Origin of the sequence: Enterococcus sp. DIV1316a (genome assembly GCF_050536915.1) — a bacterium.
GTDB classification, from domain to species: Bacteria; Bacillota; Bacilli; order Lactobacillales; family Enterococcaceae; genus Enterococcus; species Enterococcus faecalis.
The window spans coordinates 1,527,562-1,549,689 of record NZ_CP172913.1; the positions used below are offsets into that span (position 1 = coordinate 1,527,562).

Annotated in this window: 17 protein-coding genes; 1 reads left to right on the forward strand and 16 read right to left on the reverse strand. The window is 37.1% G+C overall.

The genetic code is table 11. From position 1 onward, the window contains the following. Positions 1-40: 40 nt before the first annotated feature. From IGL56_RS07435 to IGL56_RS07505, 15 genes are all read right to left on the reverse strand, one after another. Positions 41-4,015, reverse strand: a complete 3,975-nt coding sequence (locus IGL56_RS07435) for an endo-alpha-N-acetylgalactosaminidase family protein (protein ID WP_002357256.1) — start codon at positions 4,013-4,015, stop codon at positions 41-43. Between the two features lie 149 nt (positions 4,016-4,164). Then, a complete protein-coding gene (locus IGL56_RS07440) occupies positions 4,165-4,572 on the reverse strand; it encodes a PTS sugar transporter subunit IIA (protein WP_002357255.1) in 408 nt (135 codons plus the stop codon). Between the two features lie 19 nt (positions 4,573-4,591). Continuing rightward, positions 4,592-5,401: a PTS system mannose/fructose/sorbose family transporter subunit IID gene (locus IGL56_RS07445; RefSeq protein ID WP_002357254.1), complete on the reverse strand. Its 810-nt coding sequence runs from the start codon at positions 5,399-5,401 to the stop codon at positions 4,592-4,594. Next, complete coding sequence (locus IGL56_RS07450) at positions 5,388-6,287, reverse strand: PTS mannose/fructose/sorbose/N-acetylgalactosamine transporter subunit IIC (RefSeq protein WP_002357253.1); 900 nt, start codon at positions 6,285-6,287, stop codon at positions 5,388-5,390. Before IGL56_RS07450 ends, IGL56_RS07445 begins: the two co-directional genes overlap by 14 nt. 13 nt (positions 6,288-6,300) lie before the next feature. Then, positions 6,301-6,780 (reverse strand): PTS system mannose/fructose/N-acetylgalactosamine-transporter subunit IIB, encoded by a 480-nt coding sequence (locus tag IGL56_RS07455; protein ID WP_002357249.1) that lies wholly within the window; start codon positions 6,778-6,780, stop codon positions 6,301-6,303. Beyond that, positions 6,777-8,591 (reverse strand): glycoside hydrolase family 35 protein, encoded by a 1,815-nt coding sequence (locus IGL56_RS07460; protein ID WP_002401384.1) that lies wholly within the window; start codon positions 8,589-8,591, stop codon positions 6,777-6,779. The genes IGL56_RS07455 and IGL56_RS07460 overlap by 4 nt, the downstream gene beginning before the upstream one ends. A 32-nt stretch (positions 8,592-8,623) precedes the next feature. Then, a complete protein-coding gene (gene lacC / locus IGL56_RS07465; RefSeq protein ID WP_002391403.1) occupies positions 8,624-9,565 on the reverse strand; it encodes a tagatose-6-phosphate kinase in 942 nt (313 codons plus the stop codon). Between the two features lie 15 nt (positions 9,566-9,580). Continuing rightward, positions 9,581-10,576 carry a tagatose-bisphosphate aldolase gene (gene lacD, locus IGL56_RS07470; protein WP_002357245.1) on the reverse strand — a complete coding sequence of 332 codons (996 nt, stop codon included), beginning with the start codon at positions 10,574-10,576 and terminating at the stop codon, positions 9,581-9,583. A 22-nt stretch (positions 10,577-10,598) separates the two neighbouring features. Next, the gene (agaS, locus tag IGL56_RS07475; RefSeq protein WP_002357242.1) at positions 10,599-11,771 is read right to left on the reverse strand and encodes an SIS domain-containing protein; all 1,173 of its coding nucleotides are present in this window, start codon (positions 11,769-11,771) and stop codon (positions 10,599-10,601) included. 11 nt (positions 11,772-11,782) lie between these two features. Beyond that, complete coding sequence (locus IGL56_RS07480) at positions 11,783-12,514, reverse strand: GntR family transcriptional regulator (protein WP_002360115.1); 732 nt, start codon at positions 12,512-12,514, stop codon at positions 11,783-11,785. A 385-nt stretch (positions 12,515-12,899) separates the two neighbouring features. Further along, complete coding sequence (locus tag IGL56_RS07485; RefSeq protein WP_002382420.1) at positions 12,900-13,802, reverse strand: glycosyltransferase family 8 protein; 903 nt, start codon at positions 13,800-13,802, stop codon at positions 12,900-12,902. Next, positions 13,792-14,637, reverse strand: a complete 846-nt coding sequence (locus tag IGL56_RS07490; protein WP_002391404.1) for a glycosyltransferase family 8 protein — start codon at positions 14,635-14,637, stop codon at positions 13,792-13,794. The genes IGL56_RS07485 and IGL56_RS07490 overlap by 11 nt, the downstream gene beginning before the upstream one ends. A gap of 500 nt (positions 14,638-15,137) precedes the next feature. Beyond that, positions 15,138-17,198 (reverse strand): LTA synthase family protein, encoded by a 2,061-nt coding sequence (locus IGL56_RS07495; protein ID WP_002361977.1) that lies wholly within the window; start codon positions 17,196-17,198, stop codon positions 15,138-15,140. A gap of 41 nt (positions 17,199-17,239) precedes the next feature. Then, positions 17,240-18,628, reverse strand: coding sequence for an MFS transporter (locus tag IGL56_RS07500; RefSeq protein WP_002391405.1), 1,389 nt, complete (start codon positions 18,626-18,628; stop codon positions 17,240-17,242). 381 nt (positions 18,629-19,009) lie between these two features. After that, the gene (locus IGL56_RS07505; RefSeq protein WP_002357233.1) at positions 19,010-19,864 is read right to left on the reverse strand and encodes a LysR family transcriptional regulator; all 855 of its coding nucleotides are present in this window, start codon (positions 19,862-19,864) and stop codon (positions 19,010-19,012) included. Between the two features lie 391 nt (positions 19,865-20,255). On the opposite strand from IGL56_RS07505, the gene IGL56_RS07510 reads away from it, so the two are divergent. Next, the gene (locus tag IGL56_RS07510) at positions 20,256-21,086 is read left to right on the forward strand and encodes an MBL fold metallo-hydrolase (protein ID WP_002371935.1); all 831 of its coding nucleotides are present in this window, start codon (positions 20,256-20,258) and stop codon (positions 21,084-21,086) included. Positions 21,087-21,233: 147 nt separating this feature from the next. Here IGL56_RS07510 and sprE read toward each other — a convergent pair whose 3' ends face one another. Continuing rightward, entirely contained in the window at positions 21,234-22,088 is an 855-nt protein-coding gene (gene sprE, locus IGL56_RS07515) for a serine proteinase SprE (protein ID WP_002361980.1), read from the reverse strand. Between the last annotated feature and the right edge of the window lie 40 nt (positions 22,089-22,128).

The following is a 22,128-nucleotide window of genomic DNA, read 5'->3' on the forward strand; positions in this document are numbered from 1 at the left end:
ACGTTTAACTTGTAGACCAAGTTGCTTAGATAGACTAAATTTATTTTTTTGATTCCACTGTGACCGTAAAGTTATCCATAATGAAATCTTTATCGGCACCTGTTGTAAAAATACCAAACGTAGTGTTTCCTGAAGCATCCCCAATTATTTCTGCTTCATAATGCTTGGTTTGACCATCTGCTGCTGTCGAAGTCAACTCACCGACTGGCTTAAAGTCATTGTTATTTTTCAACTCCCCATTAATGGTCCCAGCAGTAAAGACATTTTCACCATCAGTTTGATAATCAAATTGGACCGTATATTTCTTGTTCGGTTCAAATTTAATATTTTGCGGAATTGTTTGAAGCATCAATCCTGCTCCTTGTTTATGGGCTTTCAAGGACCAGTTGCCTTCTAATACATCTGAAACAAGATTTCCATTCCAACCATATTGTGTGTAAGGTTCATTTCTTTCTGATAAATGAATCCGTGGATCTTCTACACCACCAGCTGAGCCTTTAACGAAAGGATATAATCCAACTGCTTGTGTGTCTTCAAAATCTTGCTTAATAACTGTTTGTTTGTCTGGGTTCATGATATCCGTTTGACGCTCAACAATTCGTAAATCATCAAATTTTGTAACGGAATTGCCTTTATCAACCGCTAACGTCACCGAGCCTTTTTTGGCATTATCTGGGATTTCAAAATCAATTCGCATATTTTGCATATACTGCGGATTTTTCCTGCTTGTATGGTTAATATCTGCCTGAATGTAGTTTTGGGCAACCGAATTATTCACTGTCCGCGTATATTTTTTACCACCAATTTTAACAGTTACTGTGGCTTTGCGATCATGTGTTTCTGTGTTTAAATACAAACTATATTTTCCTGGTTTAGGAAGATTGATGTCTTGTTTGATTTCGGTTCTTTCTTTTTCTGAACTAAAGACATAATCACCGTTAGCATCTTTTTTAACCTCTCCATCACCTCGGAAAACTTTCCAGTTATTTTTTAAGGTATTGGCTTCATTAAATCCAGGATCTTTAAATGGTGTTCCTGTTCCAAATGTCATCGGTTCAATACTGTCAGGTTCAGCAATGACATACGGTGTATTAGCCTCGGCTTGGATGGTCACTTGGTTATTTGTAGTGGCAATTGCGCCTTTGTCAATACGCCCTTGATCTGTTAATTCATATAAATGTAAATTCGTTTTTCCTTGCATTTTCTTATCCAATGACCAAGTGCTGGTACCGCCTTTTGGATTCCAGTGATATAGTTTGTCTTGACCATTGACATTCCAAGGCAGTAGATACGCATCACCTTTTAGAACTTCTGTCTCATTTAACGTAATGCTTCTTGGCGAATTAGCATCTGCTTGAGTAACGGTCACTTTTTCAGCACCGTTCGCTAATTTAATTGTGCCATAGATTTGACCATCTGCTGCTGTTGTAGTTTCCCAGTTTGTAATTTGGTAATGTTGTAAGAACTTAGTTGGGACATTAATGGCAAAAGTTTTTTGGCGATAGGTATTAAAATTGGTTTTACCCACCCAACCTTCATAGGCTTCAAATTCAGCTCCACCTAACAAAGGGTTGTCGGAAATAATCCAAGTGTCTTTTTGATGATTCCGAATAAAACGAACGATTGTACTGTTAAAGCCTTTCGTTGTTGTACCGCCGTAATCTTTTTCTGCAGACCAATGGTTCCAAACCGAGTCATACTCTAAAGCATTCGGAAATTCATTGGTTGTAAACCAACCGAGTGAATTAATTTCTTTACTTAGTTGACGACTTGCCCAACCTGATTCGCCTTGGTTGCCCCAAACATCAACATAAATATAATCTAGATTCGGTGCTTTTTGTTTTAATTCTTTAAAGCGCTCATAGCGACGACCACTCAATGCATCGGGTCTTTGTTTAATAAAATAAGACGGATCTAACCAATCCCAGCCACGCTTCGTTGGATCAACTAATTCCTCATTAAATCCTTTTGCTTCTGGGTAAGACTCGGTGTCATTAATATGCACACCGAAAACGGCATTTAATTTATGTCCTTCATCAATTAATTGATTCAACGCTTGTTCCCCACCAGGTCGCTGACCAATAGCACCGTAATCTGGATGCGCAGAATCATGTCCTTCATTTTGATACCCTTTTAGTAAATTCATTTGTCCTAATCCATCTGTTAAATTGTAAATACGTTTTGATTCGTCTAACGTCACTAAGAATGGATTTGTCGCCTGACTAGCAAAGTTAAAAGGAATCCGTTGGTTGACTAATTCAGGGACTTTTTCCGCGCCCATTGGGTTATTCATAATTGAACGGAACCCAATTGCCGCATCTTGCCAATCCACCCGATTGTCGTCGTTGCTATCTTTTGAGAATTTAACTTTCACTTCTGGTGTTTCTCCAGTTGTGTAATCTTCCGGTGCATCAAATGGTCGATAGGTCCATGCCCCACTTGACAAGGTTGTTACAAAACCAGTCGCCGCTTCTTTTGTTTGTTTATGGATTCGATTGTTGTCACTACCATCGACAGAGCCGTCTCCATAGGCGTTCGTCCAAAAACTTGCAGCATAATTCGCCGTATTTAAGAAACCATACATATATTTTTTCGTTTCTTCTTGGCTTGTTGTAGTTAAATCTTGGATAGTATCACCATTTTTATTTCCGTTATTTGCATTTGTCCCAGTATTCATCACAACGCCAGCAAAAGTCGCCCCTTCATCTGTACTATTGACAGAAATCAAGCCTTGATTTGGAATTGAAATTGTGTGTATTTTGATTCCTTCTTCACGAATATCTGAGAGTTTCATAGCTAATTCTTGGCCTTCGGAAACAGTCAATGTCGTTGTGAAATGCAAACCAATTTCTGGGACAGCTACGTTATAAACGGCTTGATTTGCTTCACTCTTTTGTTTTTCAGCAGTTGCTTTATATGCTTTGCCATCAATCATTACTTGGTCAATTTTCTCGTGTTGGCCATTAAAAATCACTTGATTACTCTGAGGGTCTTCGTAGCGAATAATTCGTGGAAATTGTGGATCAACCACGGCTGTTAAATCTGCGGAAGAGATTTTGTCGCCTTTTTCAGCTTCATTGTCTTTAGCAACAACAATGCTGGCTTTTGCTTTGATGTTTGTATTTTCCAAAGTACCGTCGACTTCAAAAGTTCCTGGTTCTTTGTATGCAGCAGGATCGATTTCATCCCAACGGACTGCTTCATTGGCTTCTTTACCAGTATTATAGGTCACTTTTACTTGTTTCGGTAATTTTGGTGCGACACCAATTTTTGTAAAAACTTTGACTGGCGCAATTTGGGTCACTTCTGGCACAATTTCTGGAATGCTATCTACGGGGCCATTTTTAAAATAGTCATAATTGACAATTTTTTTGTCGTACCACAAACGGACACCCACATGTCCGGCTTCTGTTGGAATTTTGTCTCCGTTGGCCAAAACAGGTTCTCCTTCGTAAATCAACGTGGTGTTAAGCCAGATAGTAATTTTTTCACCAACATAACGTACTTTCAACAAATAATTCGTATCTTCATTTAACGTTGGCCCAGAAATTGAATCATTCCACGAATTAGGGCTTTCAACTAACCATTTGCCATTCGCGTTATAGCCTACAAAAACCCAGCTATCTTTGGTATTACCACGAATAATCACACCCGTTCGACCGCTTCCAGCAGTGTATTTAAACTTTGTTTCTACTTCACCATCAGCTAATTTAGGGGAATCTAAATTTAAAGATACGGCATTATTACCTGCTGCTGCATCTCGTGAAATCGCCAATGACTCTCCTGCTAATTCTCGATTTGTTTTACCAATCACATCTTGCCACTCACCAATTTTCCCTCCTGGAAAATCAGATTGCCACAATTTTTCTTCTGTTGCGGTAGGTTCCACCATTGATGAGCTTGTTTCAGTGCTGCTGTTTGTTGTTTCTTCTGCAGACGTACTTAATGGTACTAAAATCGTTGCGCTTGCCAATAGTGTCAATGTACTAAATCGTTTTATTTTTCCATGTTTCATCTGATAAATCAGCCCCCTAACATTTTTGAACACGCTTTCATTATTAACAATTAAAGGGGCGTTCCAAAAATAAATTCTTTTATTTTTGGAACGTCCATTTCTAAATCATTCTCTTAAAAACTTTAATTACTTACGACAACAAGTCAGAATTATTCATCCTCATCATCTACTGCAACATTTAGCAGCAATTCGTTGACTTTCACAATACTTTCTGCTGATTCCTTAACATAGTCACCTTCGATCGCTAATAAACTTGCATTTACATAGCTGATAACCATCGGTAAATTCATCCCAGTATATAAGTCAAACGAAGCACCTTGCATAATTTTTTTCGATAAAATATTACAAGGTGTCCCCCCTAATAGATCAGCAAAGACAACAAAATCTTCTAGCGATTCCGTAATCGCTTCAAATTTTTCTAAAAAGTCAGCTTCACCTTCTTCTGGTAATAAAGTAACAGTGGAAATTGTTTCTTGCGGTCCTATAATCATCTCCGCACTTTTTTTCAATTCCTCGCAAAAACGGCCATGACTTACTAAAACTAAATGTTCACTCATCGATTTTCTCCTGTCTTACTTATTTTGAAATAACACCTAACGCAGACAATGCGACACAGACAATTAATACGATAAAAATGGCTTTAGTAGACGTCATATTCTTTTTACCTAGCATCCAATAAACGCCACCGACAATTCCTGCAGGAAGTAGACGTGGTAAAATCATATCCAAGTTATTTTGCATGTTAAGTGTTACATCCCCAATACTTGGTGCCCATGATAGTTTCACATTAACCATCGTTGCCACTAAAGCGCCAACCATGAAGACCCCTAGTAAAGTTGCAGCGTCTGTTAAGGCAGTTAAGCGGTGTTGCATAGTTGTTACCAAAGAAATTCCTTCGCGATACGCAAATTCCAATTGTTTCCAACGGAAGACCATCACGGCAATTTGAGCAACAATCCAGATAAAGATACCAGTTGGGTTGCCATTAATCGCCATGTTGGCAGCTAGCGCCCCAAAAATAGTTGGAATTAAAGCTGCGAAAATTGAATCCCCAATTGCTGCAAACGGTCCCATTAAACCAGTTTTCAAACCTGAAACTGTTTGTTTTCCAGCAATGCCTTCTTTTTCTTCAATGGCCAAATCGATCCCTGTAATAATCGTATTAAAGAAGTTTGAAGTATTGAAAAATTGCGTGTGTGTTTTCATCACTTCTTTTAATTCAGGCGTATCATCCCCATAAATTTTACGCAATTGTGGCAAAATCGTATACAAGTAACCTGATCCTTGCATTCTTTCGTAGTTCCAACCTAATTGGAAAGTAAACAAGCTTCTGCGATTAATTTGTTTAAAATCTTCTTTCGTCAATTTATAATTAGATTTCGTCATCTTCAATCTCTCCTTCGTCTGAATCATTCGCTGCATGTTCTTTTTTGGCTGCTGGCCCACTCGGAATCATTTGGCCATTTTTGTAGCTAATTGCGGCTAAAGCGAAACCAATTAAAGCAACTGCTAACATTGGTAGTGCGTTAAATACACCACTGAAGTCTTTCACAACGCTCGCAACAGATGTTCCTAAAAGTTGCATGTTTGTAAAGATTGTTCCTAGTAAAGCAGTTACAGTGAAACCAAGAATTAAATAAGGGAAATGTTTTTTCACTGGTAAGTAACGTAGTAAAATTGCAAAACCGACCGCTGGTAAGACCGCCCCAGCAACAGACAAGCCATCACCTAACCATTTCAAATCGCCATTTAGGACAGATACAACTTTTTGTACTAAACCACCACCAAAAGCAAGTGCTAAGAAGACTGGAATCATTCGAGAAAGAGACCATGGTAAAGCACCCATTAAGAAGTTACGTTCAATTCCTTTGTAGTTCATATCTTCGACCATTTTATCAATCCGATGTGCAAAGTAGGTATTCGCAAAGCGAGCCAAAATGTCTAATTGAATCATTAAACTAGCAACTGGTACTGCAATAGCAGCGATTGCTTGTTCAGGATTCATTCCTAAAGACACAGAAAATGCTGTGGCAAGAATCGTGCCTGAGTTAGCATCAATTTTGGAGGCACCCCCGAAAGTCCCAACTCCTAATACAGTTAATTGCATACTTCCACCAATAATAAGTCCTGCTTTAATATCCCCCATCACTAATCCTGCAAAAAGACCTGCAAACACTGGCGCACTTAATGAAGAATAAATTTGTAATTCATCTAAAATTTGGTATCCTGCATATAATGTTAATAATAAGATCTGCCACCATAAGATATTCATTTTTTGTTCCCTCCTATTTTGTTATCAAACTCATAAAGTCTTCCGCTTTGTCACTTGGCACCATTTGAGCAATCAGATGGACACCTTTAGCATTTAACTCTTTAAAAACATCAATATCTTGATCGACCACATTGATTGACTTAGTAATCGACCGTGTTTCGTTTGTTTGAGACATGTTCCCAACATTGATTTCTTTAATCGGCACCCCAAGTTCTACTAGTTTTAATAAACGATCTGGTTTCCGTACCACAATTAGTAAACGTTGTGAGTCGTATTTTCCTGCTAAAATATTTTGAGCAGCTTTTTCAACTGGTAACACGCTTAGTTTCACGCCAGCTGGTGTTGCTAATTTTAAGCCACTTTTTTCAATGGCATTCCCTGCAACCTCATCATCAACGACCATAATTCTGGAAATATTCAATTTTGTCGCCCATAAATTTGCCACTTGTCCATGAATCAAACGTCCATCAATTCTTACGCCAATAATACTCATTGTAATCCCTCTTTCATTTCTTTATATAGTGGTTCTTTTACTAACTGAATTTCTGGTTGGTACGTTCCTTCCGTTTCAAAAATGACGATCTCATTTTGCCCTTCTTTTAATAATCCTTTGGGAATATATAAGGAAAGCGTCGGACCAACATTCCAGAAACGACCAAGATTGGTTTGGTTAACAAAAACAATTCCTTTGCCGAATTTAGAAACATCAATAAATGTATCTTTCACTTCTGCTAACTCCATATGATACTGGTAAAAGCTTGGTTGATCAGGTTGCCATTCTCTTGAATAGTCTACCTGTTCACAGCTTGTCATAGGTAAACAATATTGTTGCCATTGTGTCATAAAATGTAAATCTGCCATGACACCCGTTCGAATCCCTTTTTTCTGAGTATCTGCAAATAGTTTGTGCCCGTAATTGACACGACCCATATTTTCCATTAAAACATCGATTTGATTATTCTCTTGCGGCAGTGTAACGTAAATATCTTCGCCAATTTCCGTTTGATATTGCGTTGCTTGATGTACCTGATTGACAAATAATTGCAGACGATCACGACCGTCAATCACTCTTAGCTTTTCTTCTGCAGCATCTTTTTCAATGCTTGTTCGGTAAAGAAGATAGCCGGTATTTTGTCCTAATTGTTCCATGGTTTGCGGATAAACGCTGACCACTGGCTGACTAATCGTTTCTAAAGTCGCAAACAAACTCACTTTGTTTGTTAAAGGAATTGCTGTTTGCGCAAAAGAATCTTTTACTAATGGTTCAGCTTGTGGTAACGCAGGGTACTCTTCGTGAAGCATTTTTTGTAACGCAAAATACTTTTCGGTTGGGTTCCCTTGTTCATCAAGTGGCGCATCATAATCATAGGAAGTGATTTGTGGTAAATCAATGGTTCCTCGTGCGGAGCAGCCATTCATAAACCCAAAATTGGTGCCGCCATGAAACATATATAAGTTGATACTGCCTAATGCTAATGCTTCTCTAACTGATTCAGCCAATTCTTGCGGATCTCGTTTAATAATTGGCTCTTTCCAACGATTAAACCAGCCATCCCAAAATTCCATACACATTAGCGGCCATTTTTTACCATGTTCTTCAAAAAAGGCTTGCATCATACCGAAATTTTCTTTGGCTTTTGAGCCAAAATTCCCAGTTACTAAAATATCATCTTCAATCATGCTGCCTGCCCGCAATGTTGCGCGCCATGGCCCGTCAGAAGTAAAAAATGGTGCTGTCACGCCACGTGCAATCATCAAATCGCGAATCGCCCGTAAATACGCTTTTTCTTCGCCAAATGAACCATATTCGTTTTCGATTTGAATCATTAAAATATTGCCACCGTTAGCAAGTTGATGCGGAACAATTTTTTCCATTAAAACATCATAATATTCCGCAACATGCTTCAGATAGGTTGGATTATTCGAACGCATCCGTCCTGGTTCATTTAATAGCCAGGCTGGAAAACCGCCAAACTCCCATTCTGCACAAATATAAGGAGACGGCCGCACAATCGCATATAGTCCAAGTTCTTGTGCTAATTTTAAAAAGCGCTCCAAATCTAATATTCCCTCAAAATGAAATGTTCCTTTTTGCGGTTCATGTAAATTCCATGGTACATATGTCTCAACTGTATTGAAGCCTAAAGCTTTCAAGTTATAAAGTGAATGATACCAATCTGAGGGATCTACACGAAAATAATGAATGGCGCCTGATAAAATTTTAAATGGTTGACCATTTAAAAGAAACTCCTCTTTAATTTCAAATCTGTCCACATTGCCACCCTTTCTAGTAAACGCTTTCAATTGCTGGATAATTGCTAAATAAAGAAAGCTCTTTATTTAGCAATTTCAACTACTTGGATGTTCATAAGATGTTTCTTCACGTTCTCTACATCTACATGCCCAGTCATTCTTTCTTGGGCATTAGCCATTCCAGCCGCCATGCCCCATTTTAGCAGTTCGGCAGCTGGGGCATCCTTCGCTAGTCCATATGCAAGACCAGCAATGGTTGCATCTCCTGAACCAACAGGATTTTTAGCCTGAATCGTTGGAATTTTTACACGATAGAATTGATCGTGATGTTTGGCAATTGCACCATCTTTTCCTAAAGATACGACAATCCATTCAATTCCCGCAAACATTGGTTTTGTTAAAGCTGTTTGTACAGCTGCTAATGGATTTTCTGAAAAATCTTGCTCTAGCAATCCTTCTAGTTCCTCTAAATTAGGTTTAATTAAATACGGTTTCCATGGTCCTTGAAGAACTTGCCTTAAACTATCACCAGAAGTATCTAGTAGCACTTTAACCTCTTGTGCGTGAGCTTTTTGAACTAATTCTTGATAAAAATCTGATGGTAATCCTTTCGCTAAACTGCCAGAAATTGTGACAATTTCTGCTTGCTTAATTAATTGATCGAAATTTTCAAGGAAGTTACTGATTTCTTCTGGGGAAACAGTCGGTCCAGCTTCTAAAATTTCAGTTTGATTCCCTTCGTGCAAAATCGCAATCGAATCACGCGTTTCTTCTTTGATTGACGTAAATGCTTGGGGGATGTTTGCTTTCTTTAACTCGTTTGCAATAAACGCCCCATGAAAACCACCAAGAACGCCGGTAGCGATAACATCTCCACCTAAATCATGAATAACGCGAGTGACATTTAGTCCTTTGCCACCAGGGGTTTTGGTCACCTGACTGGTCCGATTAACGGTATCAAGCTTTAGATGATCTAATAGGTAGGAGATGTCAATTGACGGATTCATTGTTACTGTTACTATCACAGCTATGCCTCCCAATTACCCTTCGTTTACTTGAACTTTCGCATGCCAAGAGCTGGCGGTTGCTGCGATGACTTCATTTAAACTTTCAATGTTTTCTCGGCCTTCTGTTTTTAACCAATCACAAGCCGCAGTTTCTCCTGCTTCAACGAAAGGTTTCACGCCATTTTTCCACGTAGCACGGCCACATAAAACACCATTAAATGTTGAACCAGCTTCTTTAGCGAAACGTAGTGTTTCTTGGAATAGCTCTGTTGAGACACCGGCACTTAAAAAGATAAATGGTAAATCAGTGGCTTGACTTTGTTCTAAGAAATAATTCGCCGCTTCCTCTTTTGTATACGCTGTTTCAGCCGGCGCAAAACCTTCTACAAAATTCATATTAACTGGAACTTCCACTTTCAATACATCTACTTTATATTGGGGTTTAGAAAATTCTTTCATCATTTCATTCACTTTATGCGGTTTAACTTTTGCATATTCTAAAGAAGTTGCATCTGCTATTTGTGCATCATAAGAAACTAATTCTAAGTAAAATGGTAGGTCTTCTTCTGCACATTCACTCCCTAAGCGTTCAATGAATACATGTTTTTGATGATTGATTTCTGGATCCTCATCCACATCATAGTATAGTAAAAATTTAATCGCATCTGCGCCTTCTTCTTTCAAGCGTAAAACAGACCAATCTGCTAGTAAATCAGGCAATCGTCCCGGAGTTGTTGCATCATAGCCCGTTTTTTCATAAGCGAGTAACAATCCAGCCTCGGTATCGCGTGCTTTTGCAGCAGGCAATCCATATTCTGGATCCAATAAAATGGCAGACGCATAAGGTGTCAATTCTTTCGAGACTAATTCTTTAAACGTTTCAATTTGTGCATCAGTTGGCTCTACATCTAGCGCTTTGATCATTTTTTTCAAGGCACCTCGTTGATCAATGGCTAATGCGCTAATGATTCCTTCTTGGGTTGACAAACGATCCATTGCCGCTTTTTTTCCAGCTGTTAACGTAAGCATAGTTCCTCCTCCAAATGTTGTATTATTTATAGTCATAAATCGTTACGCCTTTAACCACACGATTCACTGTACCTGTCGGTGAAGGGGTATCCGGTTTATTTCCAACTTTAATAGATGTTAAAAGTGCGACTGTTTGGGCTACCATGATATCTGCTAATGCTAAATAGCCATCAGGTAATAGAGCAGTTTCTGCGGAATATTCAATAGTTGAACCTGAGAAATTACGTTTGCCAGGTTGAGCAATCGCAAAAACACCCGCCGCAATTTCGTCACCGTGAACTTCTTCTAAGATATCCAAGTCATAATCTCTTGTGTATGGTGTATTATTAACAAAACCAAACATTATTGTTTTTTCATTAATAAATGATTTTGGTCCATGACGGAAGCCCATAGAAGAGTCAAAAATTGTGGCAACTTTGCCGGCTGTTAGTTCTAAGATTTTTAATTGCGCTTCTCTTGTCAAACCAGCTAAACTTCCAGAACCAACATAAACAATGCGTTCAAAATCAAGGTTAACAATTTCATTTAATTCTTCTTCACGGGATAGCACTTCTTCACCTAATTTAATTAGAGCGGTTACATAATCTTGTTTTTGCTCAAAGGCTGTTTGATCAAAGAGTAGTAATGTACCCAAAGTCATGCAAGAAAAGCTACCAGTCATCGCAAAACCACCATCATTGGAGCGTGTTGGCATTAAGAATAAAAAGCTGTTTTCTTCTTTTTGGCTTATTTGTGCCAGTTGTCCTTCTTCGGCACAAGTAATCGCTAAATGATGAATTGTTTCAACCACTTGATTAGCTACTTCAACTGCCGCTAAACTTTCAGGACTATTTCCACTTCTTGCAAACGAAACTAGCAATGTTGGTTCGTCTTTAATCAGATAATCTTCTGGTTTGGCTACAATATCCGTTGTCCCAATACTTTCGAATGAAAAGGCTTGTGTGTCGCCGTGTGCTCGGAGATAAGGTACAACCGTATCACCGACATATTGTGAAGTCCCTGCTCCTGTAAAAATTACTCTTGTGCGTTTTCCTTGCGCTTTGGCTTGGACTTCTTTTAAAAAGTTTTCCAAAGCTGTTTGATTTTCATGATAAAGTGTCACGGTTTCTTGCCAAAGCTCAGGTTGCTGACGAATTTCACGTGTCGTGATTTCCGCTCCTAGTTGTTCTAGTTCTTCTTTTTCTGCTGTAAACATACTTAACTCTCCTAACTATTCCGAATATGGCGTATCTGATAATGAAATTGATCTGCTCGCGCCACACTCAACGTAAATTCAATAATTTCATTTTTCATGTTATATGTCTGGCGTGCTAAATGAAGGACTGGCGCTCCTTCCGGAATCATCAATAATTTGGCATCTTCTTTTGACGCAATGCTAGCGTATAATTCTTCATCAGCTAAACGAACGGTTTGCTTAAAATCTTCCGAAAATAGATCATATAATGGCTTGCTACGTAGTAATTGATCCGTGAGTGATAAGAAAAATTTCACAGGCAAGTATGTGTCTTCAACCATTAATGGCTCGTTATCAGCAATCCGCAACCGACTTAATTTAAAAACTGCCTCTCCTAACGAAAGATTCAAATGCTGACAAATAAATTTATCCGCTTCCAATTTTTCGAAGGATAATATACGGGTATGTGGTTTTCGACCCAGCCCTTTCATTTGTTCTGTAAAACTATATGCGCCAGCTAAATCAGCGGCCTCTTTTTTTATATCTGAAACAAATGTTCCTTTGCCATGACGACGATAGATGGAACCTCTATTTTCTAGTTCTTGTAGCGCTAACCGGACCGTCGTCCGACTCACTCCATATTGTGCAGTCAATTCACGTTCAGAGGGCAACTTGTCATGAGGAATCATGCATGTTTCGATTCGTTCCTGCAGCAAATCAACAAGTTGATGATACAAAGCTTTGTTTTTAAAGGCATTTTCCATAACTTTCTCCTTTACCCTAACTGGTTATAACCACAAACCAATAGTACGGTGGTTTTTTTTATTTTGTCAATAAAAAGTATTAATAAATATCTTCATACCGCTATAACCTTGAAATGATAACGTTTACATTTTTTCATTTTTCTTTATTGTAATATTTTTTTCCTCAAGAAATCATTTTTTTATAAAAAACCACCCTTAAATATGATACCAGTTGCTAGCTTTATTTTAAATAGACAAAAAAGAGTATGAGACAAAAATCACTTTAGATTTTTGTCTCATACTCAAAATCTGAAAAACAGTTCGATCCCGACTTCTTCGTTTCTATTGTTTGGTTTTGGCAACAACTAACAAGTAACTGATTTTACGAAATCCATGAAAATATTCATTATTGAGCATATTCAATCCTTCTGCTAATTTTCGTATAAGATAAATATTGATTGAATGTGTTGACACAACGAAAGGCAGTCCTGTTCGCATATTGATCATAATAACGTTTGGTATACCACTGAAATTCTTTCGTCCAAGGTTTGACATGGCCAGTAAAGTGGATAATGGATGGTGCTCTTCTCGTTTCTTCATATTGTTTTTCTCCATAAATAGTTGGATGTTTTTTCGCTTTTGACAGAATATAACCTTGGGCGTTCCACTTAGGATGCAACAGGGTCCAACGGTCGTGTAAAACCGCATTCAATGCATCTTGATCATGGAAACGTAATTTATCTGGATTTTCTTCAATAAATCTTAAGACTTTAGTGGTTACATCTAAATTCAACCATTTTTTAACATCGATTAGCAACAAGCCTGAGTTAAAATAACACATAGATTCTGCAGGAATCGCCATTTTTTCCAAACGTTGATGGAACCCTGCATCTTCAACAGCGGCGATGATATTTTCACCTAAATCAACTGTCCATAATTTTGCGACATCATCTAAGGCAATCATGTCACAATCCATATACAACAGCCGTTCGATCTGGCTTCCTCTAAACAGCTCTGGAATAGCAATCCTGTAGTAAGCTGTTTTGGGAATTCGTTCACTGGTTACAACATTTTTGAAAAAATGGGGGTTGATTTTTAAAAATGTTAACTCTGCATTGATTTGGGTATGTTTAATCGTAAAATACAGTAGTTGCTTGCTTTCAAAATTGATATTGTCATCAATCACATAAAAATGAACAGCTGCCGCTGAAGGACTATTTTCTAAAATTGAAACAAACATAGCAGCAAGATGCGGTACAAAGTTGGTATTGCAACAGGAGACAATCGCTAATTCTTTTCTATTTTCCATTTCTTGCACCTACTTTCTTTAATTTGTTTAGATAAAGAGCTGTATAAGGATGATTTTCTAACGTATTCCAGGGTTTATCGTGTCCAGTAAAATGAATAATCGCTGGCTCTTGATTTCCCGCTGCATATAATTTTTGGTAAGCCTCATTAGGCGCTTCATGACGATTAAAAACTAAAGACGTCTGCATATTCCATCTTGGTTCTAGAGCTAGCCAATCTTCATAAAGAACAGCGTTTAAAGCATCTTGATCATGATAGATTATGCGGTCCCCATTTTCTTCTAGATACTGAATTGTTTTTTGCGTGATTGCTTTCTCGTTCCATCGGTCAATATCAATCATCATGACTCCTGAATTAAAATAATAATCGGAGGAATCGATGCCCAAACGTTTCAAGGCATATGCTTGCCCAGGATCAATAACCGCGCCAATCGTTTGGTTCACTAATGGCGTATCATACAACTGGACAATATCATCTAAAACAAGCGTATCTGCATCTAAATAAAGAACCTTTTTATAGCTATATTTTTGTAAAAGTGACGGTAAAGAAATGCGTAAGTATGCGGTCGTTGTAATATGATCACTCACTAAAAAATTTTGATAAACTTCTTTGTCTGCTGTTAGAAATTCAACAGTCGCACTTTGTGAGTTACTACTAACCGTTTCTTGGAGTGCTTTTTTGCTAGATAGCGACAGCCCATCATCAATCACATAAAAATGAACAGGTCTCTCCGCATGACAATTTTCTAAAACAGTTGTCATCATTACATTCAAATAAGGAGCATAATTTTCGTCTGAAGCTGTCACAATTGGCACAATCTTCTGAGTTTTTCTCATCAAAACCACTCTCCTCTTTTATTTTTATAGCTAAGTTCCTATTTAGAATAGGCCCTGAAAAACTTATCTGCAAATCATATGCTCATTATTTTATAATATAATTATAATAAAAATATATTTTATGGCTATAAAATAATTTTGTTTTCCGTTAACAACTATTAAAAAAACAACATTTCTCTTACTTTATCCTCAAAAATACTATTTATTTAATACTTGTTTTACTAATTTTTTTATCTAAAAATTCGCCTGTTGTATTTTCTGTTGATGATAATTTTAAAATGTACAGCGAAACTTAATATAAATTCTAAACTGACTTCTTACTCAATAAAAGAGCGAAAGAGCCTGGGACAAAAATCACTTTGGATTTTTGTTCCAGGCTCAAAACCTGATAAATGGCGAGAATAGAACCAATTCCTTCGAAAATAAACGGTTCTGTCCTGACCTCCTTCACTTCATATATGATTCTCTTTCCCTTCCAAAAATTATCCTTCTTAAATGATCTATGGCGTAGTCGGATAATTTTGGACTGTCGTTTGATTGCCATTTTGACTAAACAAGCTGGTTGATTGTGCATTTTTTTGTTTTTCTACTTCTAAGACTTTGTTTTTTTCAAAAGCCACATCATAGTTGTAGTCCTTTGGTTGCACTTCTTGGAATCCTTGTGGTTTATAAAAACGTAAAAGGTTTTCCTGATTTAATTTGTCAGATAAACTTAACGATTTTTTCACCCAATCGTTATCTTTCGTGACTTCTGCTTTTAAATCTGCTGGAACTTGGTCTAATTTTTTTCCTTGATTATTGTAGATTTCCCCACCTAGATAAGAAAATTGAGGCGTTACAAAATCGCCATTTCTAAAAGGAACCACTTGTTTATATTGAGGAGATAAAAGGTCCGTGCCAAAATGGATATAATTTTTATCATCGACACCTAAAAGATGGTACAGTGTCGGTAAAACGTCAATTTCCCCACCATATTCGTGCATGATTTTCCCTTGCGTATAGCCTGGCATGTAAAACATCAAAGGTACTCTTTGCAATTGCGCATTGTCATAGTTTGTCCACGTTTTTGGATCGCGGTTGAAAGCTTTACATAAGTCCTTGTTGTTCGCATCTGAAATACCGAAGTGGTCACCATAAATAACAAAAATAGAATGATTGTATAAACTTGTTGTTTGCAAGTAATGGAAAAATTGTTCTAGCGATTGATCCAAATAGTGCGCTGTTCGAACATAATCATCCACAATCGAATTGCCTGTGTTCAATTTAGGAAACGGGAAGTTTTGGTCATCCGTATAATAAGGGGTATGATTGGTCACAGTTAAAAACTTCGCATAGAATGGCTGCTGTAAATGTTCAAGCTCACTAGCTGATTCACGCAACAATTGTTTATCTAAAATACCGTAACCTAGCATTTTGTCATCTTTTGAAAAATATGACCGATCAAAAAAGTATTGATATCCTAAGTTTTTATACACATGGTCTCGATTCCAAAAACTCCCCACATTTCCATGGAAAACAGCGGTTGTATAGCCTTTTTGTCCTAAAACTGCGGGAGCCGCTTCGAAAGTATTGTCTGATCCTAATTGTGTAAAAAGAGAGCCTTGCGGGAGCCCGAATGTTCCTGTTTCCAACATATTCTCCGCATCACTCGTTTTTCCTTGCCCTACTTCATGAAAGAAATTATCAAAACTGATTGTCGCTTTGTTTTGATAGAGCTGATTTAAAAACGGTGTAACCTCTTGGCCTTGGACTTTCATATTAATCAAAAATTGTTGAAAACTTTCTAAATGAATCACAAATACATTTTTTCCTTTGGCAATCCCGGCATACTGCGGATTAAGCGGTAAATTGTTTTGCTTGGTAAATTTCATGATTTCAGGTAATTCGTTTGAACTAGCTTCTGCTCTTACCTCATTTGACATGGCTGTTTTGACACCATCGATGGCTGTGAATGCATCCAAGCCAAGATATTTTACAATATAATTACGATCAAAAATTCTTTGAAGCAATTGAGGACGATCGGTTTCGCTTAAAAATAAGTTAACCGAAAAGAGCAAGACACTTAAACAACTAATTGAGATCGCCAATCTTCTGTTGATAGGTTTGGTCACAAAGACTTGATGATTCCGTCGCTGTTTAAAAGAGTAAAATACCAAAACGAGCAGCACTAAAGTATCTAGCCAATAAAAGACATCGTGGACTCTCATTAAAGCAAGTAAATCACCAGAAATCCCTTCTGAAACTTTTGAAAAGCCAAAAACAGATTGGATGGTAATAAAGTCAGTGAATTCACGATAAAAAATAATATTCAAATATAAAATTAATGTATTTAAAACATTTAAAAGAGTTAAGCTAAGCATAAATGTTTTATGCTTTTTAAAATACAAACTAAAGCCAAATAATAACAGCGTAGTAGCAACTGGATTGAACCATAAAATTTCTCGTTGGAGACTGCCCTTAACGCCTAATGAGAAATCTAGGTAATACGCCAGAATCGTTTTTGCCCAAAAGAGTAAAACAAAAAATAAAAAGAGTCCTAATCGGTTATTTATTTTTTTCATCTAAGTTTGTCTTCCTTTCCCTTCAAAAAAATCTTGATTTGTTAAAAATAAAACCTAACTCTGCGCAATGACTTTTTCGCTAGCGGAGAATTGGATAAATAACTTAAAAAGATAATCGCAATGGCGCAACATCCAAATAAAAGCCATACGTTTGTAAAAGGTGTTCGAGTAAGCGAACTAGTAATAGGCTTTGTAATTAAAAGACTTGGTAGCGCAACCCCTAAAGAATTGCCAATTTGCTTACATGTCACCGCAATGGCTGCTGCCGTTCCTGACTGAGAAAGTGGCATTCCTTCAATCGCTGTAATGGTAATCGGTGAATTTAACATCCCAAACCCAATGCCTAAAAAGATATAAATAATAAATAAAATAATCATAGGCGTTGTTTTAGTTACAAATAATTGTAAAAAGCTAACAGCCAACATTGAAATACCACAAAGCATAATAGGACGTTTCGTTCCTATTCTCCCTACCATTTCGCCGGCTCTCGGGGCAACAAGAAAACTAACAAAAGCCAAAGGAATGGTTGATAAGCCAGCTTCCAAAGGGCTGAAGCCTCTCATTTCTTGCAAATATAGCGTGTTTAAAAATAAATAGCCGTTATATATGATAAAGCCAAAAATAGCTAAAAAAGAAGCCGATGTAAATGGAATAGATAAAAAGAAACGCGGGTTGATTAACGGATTGTCAATGTTATATTCATAAATAAAGAAAATGACAATGGCTAAACAGCCGATTATCCCAGTACTTAAAATATCTGGCGCGAAAAGCCCTTTTCTAGGTAGTCCGATAATGGAATAGATAGAACTAAATAGAAAAAGAATCATCAATGCTTGACCAACAAAATCATTTTTCGCCGTTTTCTCTACTTTTGACTCAGGTACAAACTTTTGTGTAAGGATGATTGCCGCAGCAATGATCGGTACATTTACAAAAAAGACATACCGCCAGCTAAAATAAGAAACAATTAGTCCGCCAATAATCGGGCCCATGCCTAAGGAAATCCCTGTAACAGAGCCCCACAAGCCAATTGCTTTCGCACGTTCTAACTTTTCGGTAAATACCTGTGTAATAATAGACATTGCTACCGGATTTAACATAGAACCACCAATCCCTTGCAACATGCGAAACGCAATCAATTGCCCTGGGGTTTGCGAAATCCCACATAGGAAAGACGCTAAACCAAAACAGGCTAAGCCCAATTGAAGGACTCGTTTACGGCCAATTCGGTCTGCTGTAGACCCAGATAACAATAATAAGGATGCTACCATTAAAGTGTAGCCATCTGTTACCCACTGTAATGTAGACAGATTCGTGTGAAAATCACTTTGAATGGATGGTAACGCCACATTGACAACCGTAACATCCATGGTCACTACAAACAAACTCATGCAACAAGTATACAAAATAACTTTTTTTCTATCGATCATAAAAACAGTCCTTTCTAGCAACTACATAAAACAGGAAAAGCAACAATGACACTTAAACTTCTAACGACACAGTTATCGCAAGTACTCACGTATCAACAGTTCTTTATATTCCTTGCCATTTAGTTATTTTATACTTAAAAAAGTAAATCTTTAGATAGCCAAACTATACACCAGAACCCCTTTAAATTGAACCGTAATAGATACGATTTATCGATTCTTAAGTTATTAAATAATTGAACATTCCGTTCAGAAATATCGAACAGTCCCATAATTGAGCATCTCTTTTAAACAATGAACAACAAAAATAGCCTTATCCGCAGCAGAAGTAAATCTAAGCGAATAAAGCTATTTTGGGTAACTATTCCAAAGTAATTTTAATGGCTAAGTCTCTAGCAACTTTTGTAAAGTTGCCTTGATTTGACCAGGTTGGACAAAAACCGAACTGGAAACATTTCGGTATAAATAAAATTTTTGTTTTCGTTCAATCGGTAAAAAGAAGAGTTTAGAATCAATTTCCTGCAGTTGTTCTTTCCGAAGAGAGATCACCGCATAAACTCCTTTACTTTTTTCAATGAGACGAGTAAGCATCAACGTATCATAGCAACAAACAAGCGGACTTGTTAATTGCAACATTTCTAGCACACTCTTGGTAGCTTCTAAATGATCTAAGTGATGAGGCAAAAATAGAAATGGATAGTTGGTCAAACAGGTGAAGCCTTCTTCCTCAATTTCTTGTTTAATTTCTCTTGAAACACAAAGATACATTTTTAGTTCAATTAATTGTTCTTTCTTTAAAACTGGACTATTCACATCTGCAGAAGTAATCACAAAATCCAACTCATGATTCTCCAATTTATTCAATAACTCAAACGATGAACCATGGTAACATTCCCAAAAACGATTCAGTTGGTCCTCATTTTCTGTCACTTTATACATCAAGGACGTATTTCCAAAACCTAAACGCATCACTGGATTCTCAATCATTTCATGCAAATTAAGTTTCATTTTCTTAGCCTCGTTTAAAATGATATATACAGATTGGACGATTTTATCACCATAGGAATTTAACGTCAAAGAATTCCCGTTACGGTCAAAAAGTAAATGGCCCAATTCACTTTCCAAATCTTTTAATGACGCACTTAAGGTTGATTTACTAACATGGAGTTCAGAGGCTGCTTTGGAAATACTATTATATTTTGCAATGGTATAAAAATATTCTAATTTTTCAATAGTCATCTTTTGTCATCCCTTTTATTCAAATTCATTTGCCCACGCAACCTGTTCAAAACACGCCTCACTCTTTATCAATAGCGTAGTTATTTTTGCTCTAATAAGCTATGTCCATCTTGTTATTTTTCTATAACTAATAGCAGATGGATATGAAAGTGCCTTTGGTAAAACTTTTTTTCGGAAATAGTACGAGCATTCGCAGTAAATTCGGCTTATCAAAAAAGGCGTCTAGCTTTTTCTATTTTACGCAAATTTACTTAAGAAATTCCATTTCAATTCTTCTCTAAAAAAGGTAAGATGGACACAACAAATGTTTCAGTTTCCATGCCCATTTACTTTAAGGTTCAGCGTTATCTACTAAGTATGAAGAATGTCAAAGAAAGGTTAGGTACTCCCAATGAAAATCAACTATTTAGGTACGGGTGCAGCAGAACGGATTCCAGGAATTTTTTGTAATTGTAAATTATGTAAATACGCTCGAGAGAAAAAAGGACGAGAAATTCGTACACAAACTCAATTAATTATTGATGATATCCTGCTGATTGATTTTCCAGGGGATTCTTATTTACACTTGTTGCAGTATGACTTGTGTTTTGCAGACTTTAACTCTTTACTAATCTCTCATTGGCATTCCGATCATTTTTACGGCGAGGATTTGGCTTATCGAATGTCTGGTTATGCATTAGATATTCCCAATCGTTTAACTGTTTACGGAAATGAAGCAGTTAAGACGTTTTATCAGCGCGCCTTTGATTTAGAAGGTCGTCAAGACGATACCCGATTACATTATCAGGTTATTCAGCCCTACAAATGTTTTACTATTGCGAACTATACGATTTATCCCCTTCCTGCACAACATGGAAATTTCAGTGAAGATTGTTTTATTTTCGTTATAGACGATGGTAAAGATGCTTTTTTATCCACCCATGATACAGGTTACTTTACGTCAGAAATGTTTGAATATCTTGAAAAGAGCCACTTACTTCTTAGTATTGTTTCTTTAGATTGTACTAGTCAAACAAACGAAACTGGCAATAGTCATATGAATTGGGAAGAAAATTTAAAATTAATTGCAGAATTAAAAGAAAGAAAACTCGTCACAGATAAAACGATTTACGTTGCCAACCATTTTTCTCACAATGGCGGCTTGTCTTATGCGGAGATGGCGGCTTTATCTCAAAAGCATGAAATCATTACGAGTTATGATGGTTTAGAAATACTAACTTAATCGGATTATTTGCCTTCTTTTCAGCACTATTATATGCTTTTAACCGATAATTACAAGGTACTTATATCGTAACTTACACTATCTTAAAAAACAAAAATACTCGAAATTTCCCGTGATTCTGGAAATTCCGAGTATTTTTATGGTTCTTTACGCTGCTGGCACAGCGGATAAACGTTTATTTTCTTCTTCATTCACTCGATTGACAATAAAGTTATAATTCACTTCATTTAGTCTTTGACCATGATTTCCTGTTTGCTTAATGCCACCATTGGAATGAACACCAACTACTTCAAACCGAGCATTATAGATTGGTGAACCAGATTGACCACCTGTTGTATCGATATCATAAAATAGTAATGGATTTTCTAAGTCTGTAAAGTTAGATGTAAACAAATCATTTTCATGAGACCATTGCGTGTGGTTTTTCTCACCTGGATAGCCTGATATTGTGACATGGGTATCTGAAGATTCAAACTTTTTCAAAACAAATGGCGTTAAAATTTCTCCCAACTCTGGGCCATCTGGACGATCGTTTTGTTTGCCGACAGTCACTACCGCAATATCCGCATTCGGGGAAAAAGCTACATCAATCACTTTGAATTTGCCAAATGGTGTCGCACTGCCATCTCGACCTGGATAAAACCAAGCATCATCTTTGGCATTCGGATTTAATACTTTGGCATTCTTAAAACTTTCAGCCACATGATTATTGGTGACAATTGTATTAGTTCCAACAACAAAGCCTGTTCCTAAAGAAATATAGCCTGGTTTACTGGCAGGGGAAATGATTCTTCCGATTGACGCAAAAGGCGCTTCGGTTGTATCTGCCACTTCTTGTCTTCTGTCTTCAGGGTCCAGTAACGATCTTTTTTGTCGTGAATGACTTTCGGCAGGAACGATATACTCTTCTGCATTTGCAGACAAGCTAAAACCGGCGATCAAAGTTACTAAAATCAGAAACAAAAAACCAGCACTAATTTTTCGTATGGAGAACTTTTTCATAAGATTATGCCACTCCTTATCCATTTTTATTTAATTGGGG